The 6,000-nt window shown below is 38.4% G+C and carries 6 protein-coding genes; 3 read left to right on the top strand and 3 right to left on the bottom strand.

The genetic code is table 11. The features are described from left to right. Positions 1–397: 397 nt before the first annotated feature. Together V7K25_RS05025 and V7K25_RS05020 are read right to left on the bottom strand one after the other, a co-directional pair. Entirely contained in the window at positions 398–1,774 is a 1,377-nt protein-coding gene (locus V7K25_RS05025; RefSeq protein WP_335155646.1) for a cytochrome P450, read from the bottom strand. A gap of 249 nt (positions 1,775–2,023) precedes the next feature. Continuing rightward, entirely contained in the window at positions 2,024–2,158 is a 135-nt protein-coding gene (locus tag V7K25_RS05020) for a hypothetical protein (protein ID WP_335155644.1), read from the bottom strand. A 334-nt stretch (positions 2,159–2,492) separates the two neighbouring features. Here V7K25_RS05020 and V7K25_RS05015 point away from each other — a divergent pair, with 334 nt between their 5' ends. After that, positions 2,493–2,744 (top strand): hypothetical protein, encoded by a 252-nt coding sequence (locus V7K25_RS05015; protein ID WP_335155642.1) that lies wholly within the window; start codon positions 2,493–2,495, stop codon positions 2,742–2,744. Between the two features lie 47 nt (positions 2,745–2,791). Then, on the top strand, positions 2,792–3,082 hold the full coding sequence (locus tag V7K25_RS05010) for a hypothetical protein (RefSeq protein WP_335155640.1): 291 nt from the start codon (positions 2,792–2,794) through the stop codon (positions 3,080–3,082). A gap of 427 nt (positions 3,083–3,509) precedes the next feature. Here V7K25_RS05010 and V7K25_RS05005 read toward each other — a convergent pair whose 3' ends face one another. Further along, positions 3,510–4,955: a deoxyribodipyrimidine photo-lyase, 8-HDF type gene (locus tag V7K25_RS05005; protein ID WP_335155638.1), complete on the bottom strand. Its 1,446-nt coding sequence runs from the start codon at positions 4,953–4,955 to the stop codon at positions 3,510–3,512. Between the two features lie 508 nt (positions 4,956–5,463). Here V7K25_RS05005 and V7K25_RS05000 point away from each other — a divergent pair. Continuing rightward, positions 5,464–5,907, top strand: a complete 444-nt coding sequence (locus tag V7K25_RS05000; protein ID WP_335155636.1) for a TOBE domain-containing protein — start codon at positions 5,464–5,466, stop codon at positions 5,905–5,907. The last annotated feature ends 93 nt before the right edge of the window (positions 5,908–6,000 follow it).

Genomic DNA, 6,000 nt, shown 5'->3' with positions numbered 1-6,000 from the left:
AAAGGGCAGTTGCAAAAATCCAGTAATGGAAAGAAACAGAAACCTAATTCGTGAGTATTAGGAATCCCTGCCGTAAACGGCAGGGAGGATGTCAACAATTTCTCTGGCTCTACAGGTTTAGATATGTGCTCTTGGAACCCAGCCGTAAGTGCGTGGTACTGATTAATTTCTCCAGCATAAGCTGAGATGCCACCTGGAAGGGAGTTAGCGATTCAGAAAAAGCAGCCGCCGTCACACACTGAAGCCGGGTAATGTGCTCGGCAGACTGCTGTGCTTCCCGGTAGAGGCGGGCATTATAGCGATCGCGGCTCGATGGGCAATATCTTCTGCTAACGCCATGTCTGCTTCATCATAACGGCGATCGGATTCAGCCGTGATAAAAGAAATTAGGCCTTTTTTAACGTGAGTCTTTTACCCCCTGTATGGAACGGAAAACTACCTTTAAAGAATCACGGGGTCGGGGCGTGGGTATCATTACTAAATCTAAATCTTGCCCTGGTACAAGTTCCCATTCATAACCACGCAATAGCAAAGCAGCAAATATTTTCATCTCTAATTTAGCAAATTCTTTACCTAAGCATTCTCTGATTCCACCTCCAAAAGGAACGTAACCAAAAGGTTTAGATTGATCCTCAGCCCTATCTATACCAAACCTTTGCGGCTCAAAACTCTCTGGATTTTTATATATACTCTGATCCCGATGGGTTTTACCTATCTGATACAATATAGACCAACCTTGGGGAATACGATACCCATTAAACTCACAAGTTTGGATAACCGAACGAAAACCACCACCAACTGGAGGAGTAATTCGCAAAACTTCCTTGAGTATTTGATCTAGGTAAGTCATTTGTTTCAGATGTTCAGATTTTAGTTCACCTGCACAATTTATTTGTTGCTGTTCTCTTTTAGCAGCTGCTAAAGTTTCTGGATTTTGCGCTAACAGTAAACATAGAGAAGATAGCGCAGAAGTTAAGGTTTCATGCCCAGCAAATAGTAAAGTTAGAATTTGGTCTTTTAATTCTTCTATACTTAAACTGTTACCATCTTCATCTCTGGAATCTAGTAATAAGCCTAAAGCGTCTTGATGATTATTTCCTTGTTGTTGACGCTGTAAAATAATCTCTTCAATTTTTGCTAATAACTTTTCTCGGCATTTTAATGCTTTACTAAATTTCGTCCAAGGTAACCGAATAGGAAGAGTAAATAATCCGGCACACCATTCTTCAAATACTTCAGTAAAATGGGTATCATTAGTAGCATCTGTTCCTACTAATAATTTACAAGCGATATCAAAAGTATATTGTCTAAGCTCAGGATACCAAGTGAATTGATTCAATTTTTCCCATTTTTTGAAGTAGCGATCGCTAATTTCTGACATTGCTGGTAGATAACTTGCCAAAGCTCTCGGTTGAAATGCTTGTAATAATAATTTGCGTCTTTTTTGATGGATGCTCCCTGTTTGCATTGATAAAGAAGCAGGACCGAGTAATGTTGCAACGCTCTCTGGCCATTTAATTACAAAATTCTGGTTTTCGTGGCTAAATAAATAACGATTAGCTTCTGCTCCCACCATCATAATAGTTGGTGAGCCAAATAGATTAGTTTTAAAAATGTTGCCGTACTTCTGTTGTCGTTTGGTAGCAAAATCAGGGTCACGCAAAAAGCTAATTGTCTCTCCAATCAACGGTAAGCCTAGGCTTCCGGGAGGTAAAGGGAGTTGATTTTGAGTCAGAATATCTTGGTTTTGTGATTGTTTTTGTTGGATTTTCATAGGTTCAACCATCCAGTCTTGGCATCTACAACAAGATTTGTCTGTATTCTTGCTAGATACTAGCTTAAAACTATCTGAACAGGTTGGGCTTTGCACCCAAAAATTGAAGCGATCGCCAATTAAAAAAGAGAGGGAAGAATATACACCTCTCCTTCATCCCATCAGAAACCCAAAGCTCAGTCTACTGATCAGGAATCCCAAACACAGTTTACTGGGGAGCAGCGCCAAAGAAGACGATTTCCTCAACATTCAAGACATTAAGGGTGAAATCATCACGTTTAATGGTGTAATTGTTGGAGCTTGGCAATTAGTTAGCTGTTCCCAGAAATGAGCAGCAGTTTGGGAAAGTCCTGCTAAGGATTGTTGAGCGAGTGCTAAATTCATGACTACCATTCCTCACAAGCGTGTTAGTATTCATATTCAGCTTCAATCTGTTCTAAGATAGCTATAGTGCCTGAATCTAAATTACTATTGAAAGATAAATTGGAAGTGACCTTTTGTGTAGGTTGAGGATTTGAAATGGGAGGAGTAACCAATTGCGCTTTAACTTTCGTGAAAATTGTTGTTAATTGTTGCATTACTTTGGTTGTTTAACACCATCAATATTGGCGCGATAGCGCATCTATCTGTGTTGGTATTCTCCCAGATTTTTAGAAATTAACTTAATTTCATTTTTTCGTTTTTTTGTCAATGTCAAGCGTTAAAACTACAAATAAATATGAAGCTCATCAAAAAATCGGAAAAGCTAGTCCAAGAAACAAAAATCATCGAAGAAACACAAGAACAGAATTTTCAAATTGACATTATTAATATACAAGAACCAATCGTTGAAGAACAGTCAGAAATAGGTGTAAGCAATAAGGAACCTAACTATATTCCAGCGCGTGATAATCCTATAGTCCTTTCTGTTGGTAAGACGGGATGGCAAGTTTCTGATATTTGGAAGGATATTAGATTAGATAATTTCTAGTTATTATCTTGATTTTGTTCTTTTTGATTGCTAAAAGTTTAACAAATGTGTGGTTATGTTTACTGGGTACTATCCAATTATTCTTTAATCCACCACTAGTAAGACGTTTATACACTAAAGATTCTACAAGTCGGGAGCATCTGAAAGCTTCCTTTCAAGGATGCGTTCAATTACCAAATGGAAATGGTACAGCCAAGCAAGGTGTCAGTGAAAAGCAATTTTTTCGCTATTTACTGTGTACGTTTCTAGAGAATCTTATCTGTCAACTGGTGGAATTTGAAATTCCTGAATACGTTTGTCTGAAATGGTATGATGTTCTCAAGTATGGTAAGCATTAATTAAGCTGTCAAACGTCTCAACACTAATATCCCTATGCCGATGAGGATTACCTGCACTAGCTAGTAACATAAGTCGGACAACATAATTACGTTCAGTATTACTAACCACCCAATCTAAAGGATCTGAGTATTTTTTCGGTTCTCACTTTTGCCAGCATTTATTTGCTCCAATCTCTAGAATAGATGTTGAGTTGTAGCGGCGAATAAACTCACGTAGATCAGAAAAACTTTTGAAATCCATTTGTAGTGAAAGAGCAGCAAGTTAAAATGTAACTTAGAAAAATCCGAATTATATCACATCCCTCTTAATAAAACATTAGAGATTTCGATAAATTAATTATGCGTTGCACGAAATCTTTTAAAGGCACAATTAATGAATTGTGCCTACATAATTTTCACTCTTATGTCTATTAAAAAAGTAACAATTTTACTCACCAGTACCAAGGTTTTTTTGCTGTTGATAACGCAGTTTAAACTGCTGCTGCTGTATTTTATGATCCACAATAGGTTCAGGATAGCCAACAGCATGACGTTCCAAAGATGGAATTTTTCCAGTAACTAAATATTCTGTATCTACAGACCTTAATTCTGACACCCATTGCCGAATATATTCCCCCTCTGGATCAAATTTTTGTGTTTGACTGGCTGGGTTAAAAATCCGCACAGGTTTAGGGTCCATACCGCTAGAAGCACTCCATTGCCAACCGCCATTATTAGCAGATAAATCACCATCAATCAGGTGCTGCATAAAGTATTTTTCTCCCAATTGGGGATTAATTAGCAAGTCTTTAGTAAGAAAACTAGCAACAATCATTCGGCAACGGTTATGCATCCAGCCACTTTCATTCATCTGGCGCATTGCTGCATCTACAATAGGATAGCCAGTTCTTCCTTCGCACCAAGCTTGGAAATGTTCTTCGTTAGTTTGCCAAGGAAAGTTTTTAAAGGTATCGCGGAAAGCACCATCAGCTAATTCGGGGAAGTTATACATTGCATGTTGATAAAACTCCCGCCAAGCTAATTCTTGTTGCCATGTACGAATATTAACTGCTGTTTCTTCACTGCGGCTATTTTCTAGTGCTTCTATGGTGGCTTGCCAAACGGTGCGAATGCCAATTACGCCAAATTTTAAAGCTGCACTCAGTTGCGATGTTCCATCTACTGCGGGAAAATTTCGTTGTTCTTGGTATTCAGTAATCGCTTTAGCAGTAAATTCCTCTAGCCGTTCTTGCGCCGCCGTCTCTCCCGGTGAAATAATCAATTCTCCATCCCAAATAAATCCTAAATCTTTCGCTGAAGGTAGCGTTAAGGCTCCTGCAAGTTTAGCAATTTCCTGTTCAGCTTCTGTTAAACCCTCAACATTTTGCAGAGTTTCTACTGGGTTCGCTTTCGGTTTGGTAATCCAATTTTTCCAGAAGGGGGTGTAAACTGTGTAAGGTTGATTGCTACCGGTGCGTAATTGCTCTGGGGAATTGAGGATTTGATCCCAGTTTTGGTTAAGAAACTGAATGCCTTTTTCTTTGAGAGCATTTATAACGGTGCGATCGCGTTCTTGCGAATAAGGTTCTACATCCCAATTCCAAAAAACAGCTTTGGCATTTATTGCTTCTGCTAAAGCTGGTATCGCTTGTACAGGATTGGCGTGGAGTATTAATAACTGGCTACCAACTTGAGCATATCGCTCTTGGAGTTTCTGCAAACAGCCAATCATATAAGTTACTTTCACAGGAGCAACATCATCCCGTTCCAGAATATTCGGATCAAGGCAAAACACGCCCACCACTTTCGGACTCTGTTGTTTTGCCGTAGCCAGTCCCGTATTGTCAGAAATGCGTAAATCGCGCCGATGCCAAAACAGAATTAAGTCAGACATTCTATACTACATATAGTTCACCCGTACTAGCTTAAATGCTAGTGGTACCAATGAACATCATTCTGGCGATAAATTTCTTTTGTGAACGGCTATTGAGCATTGTCCATTCTGCGGTTTGTCAATCATGATAGTGGTTTATTATCCTCATCCTGCGGCTGAACCTTTCTAGCTGTTGGTAACTTAGTAGAATACACCTGTGCTTAAGACAAGGCTAGCTCTACGCCAAATTCCACAGCAAATCAATTCCATTCCCAACATATTTTGAATCATCCTGGTGTTCCTTAATCTTTAAGTTGGTATAAAATAGCGATATCACTTAATATTAAGTAACAAATTGTTTTGTCACTACAAAAAATAAATATTTATGTAGTTAGATGTATGAGCTTAGTCAATTAATTCTCTATGAAAATAGAGAAAATCCGTCAATAAAAAAATATTTTTATTAAAACAACACATTGAATTGATACTTGGTAGAATCATACCAAGAATAACCAAAACTGATAACATTATGCCAAGAAAAGAACAAGGATGGGTCACGTTTCAAACCTCAGAGGACGAGCGAAAAATTCTGGAGGAGTTCTGCGAACAGTCTCAACGCACCAAGACTGAGATTCTGCGGGAACTCGTGCGTAGCCTGAATCAGAACTCATCAGCACCAATATCGTCCTCAATTCAGCAGGAAAAACAGGAAGATATTTATACTCAAAAGCCTGATATAGAAAGTACTATTCAAAAGAAATCACTAAAAGTTAGCTCTCGCAATATTCTTAAAGGTGTCGTTAAACGAGTTGTCTATGGAGCAGTTAATAGTGAGGTGACTCTAGAGATTATTCATAAAGTAGAATTAACCTCGATTATCACTAGAGCTTCCGCAGAAGAGTTGGAACTATCTGAGGGAAAGGAAGCTTATGCAGTCATTAAATCTAACGATATTGTCATTGCTAGAGAATAGAAAGACGTTGATTTTAAGCGTTGGATATTAAAAAGATGAATTATAACCACTAACATCTTTGCTCTGGGAAACCTGCAAGATAAATTAAGTATA

The organism is Nostoc sp. (assembly GCF_036919495.1).
GTDB lineage: Bacteria > Cyanobacteriota > Cyanobacteriia > Cyanobacteriales > Nostocaceae > Nostoc.
This window is presented reverse-complemented; position numbering and strand designations above follow the sequence as displayed.